Genomic DNA, 1,259 nt, shown 5'->3' with positions numbered 1-1,259 from the left:
AGAGGTGGTCGCGGAAATTCGGACCAGTGGTTAAGGTGGATCGCATGATGAAAGTGACGATCCAAAATGAAGAAACGCAAGAACCATTCACCAGAGTTTAAGGCCAGGGTCGCGCTTGAAGCGATCCGCGAGGAGATGACGCTGGCGGAGTTGTCCAAGAAGTATGGCGTTCATCCCACGCAGATCGGAACGTGGAAGCGCGCAGCGATAGATAACATGGCGACAGCATTCACGCGCCGTGGTGCGGCCCCAGAACAGGTCAGCGCCGCCGATGTCGACAAGCTGCACTCGAAGATCGGCCAGTTGGTGGTGGAACGGGATTTTTTAGCCGAAGCCTCGCATCAGTTGCTCGGGACGCGAGGCAAAAAATGGTGAGCCGGGATCATAAGTTAAGCATGCGCAAACAGTGCGAACTGTTGCAGCTATCGCGGTCACGGCTTTATTATCAGCCCGTCGGTGAGACCGCTGAGAACCTGCGGTTCATGGAGATCATTGATAAGCAGTTCCTGGAAACGCCGTGGTATGGATCGCGCCAGATGGCGCGGCATATGAAGCGCAACAACCACCAATGTGGTCGTCATCGGGTCCGCCGTCTTATGCGCCTCATGCGTTTGGTCCCGATCTATCAGGAGCCAAACACCAGCAAGAAACATCCTCAGCATAAGATCTGGCCATACCTGTTGCGCAATTTGGTGATTGATCGCGCGAACCAGGTTTGGTGCGCAGACATTACCTACATCCCAATGCGGCGCGGGTTCTTGTATCTCGTGGCGATCATGGATTGGCACAGCCGCAAGGTGCTGGCCTGGCGGTTGTCCAACAGCATGGACGCGGACTTTTGCGTCGAGGCTTTGAAAGAAGCGCTCGCTAAACATGGCGATCCGGACATCTTCAACAGCGATCAGGGCAGCCAGTTCACCAGCGGCGCGTGGATTGACGTGCTGACCGAAGCAAAGATCAAAATCAGCATGGACGGTAAAGGCGCATGGCGTGACAACCGCATGATTGAACGGCTGTGGAGGTCGCTGAAATATGAATGCGTGTATCTGAATGCCTTTGAGACGGGATCAGAAATGCGCGCCGGGATCGGCCAGTGGCTGAGTTACTATAACTCCGAACGCCCTCACTCAACACACGGCTTGTTGACCCCAGACGAGGCCTATGCCAGCAAAAAACAACCAATGAGAATAGCAGCCTAAATGAAGCCCTGATCCATCTTAACCAGGCTGAAAATTGGTCTAAAATCTAGGACCACCTCT

General features: G+C 54.2%; 1 protein-coding gene. It reads left to right on the top strand.

The window, feature by feature from the left end:
• The first annotated feature begins 66 nt into the window (after positions 1 to 66).
• Positions 67 to 1,199, top strand: a protein-coding gene (locus XM53_RS22220) for an IS3 family transposase (protein WP_236544622.1) whose coding sequence is annotated in 2 segments (ribosomal slippage) — positions 67 to 319 and positions 319 to 1,199 — 1,134 coding nt in all. Because the reading frame shifts where the segments join, the coding sequence is not laid out codon by codon here.
• Positions 1,200 to 1,259 lie beyond the last annotated feature (60 nt).

It is taken from the genome of Roseovarius atlanticus, assembly GCF_001441615.1.
Lineage (GTDB): Bacteria > Pseudomonadota > Alphaproteobacteria > Rhodobacterales > Rhodobacteraceae > Roseovarius > Roseovarius atlanticus.
The sequence above is the reverse complement of the archived record's forward strand: the minus strand, read 5'-3'. Positions and strand labels throughout refer to the sequence as shown.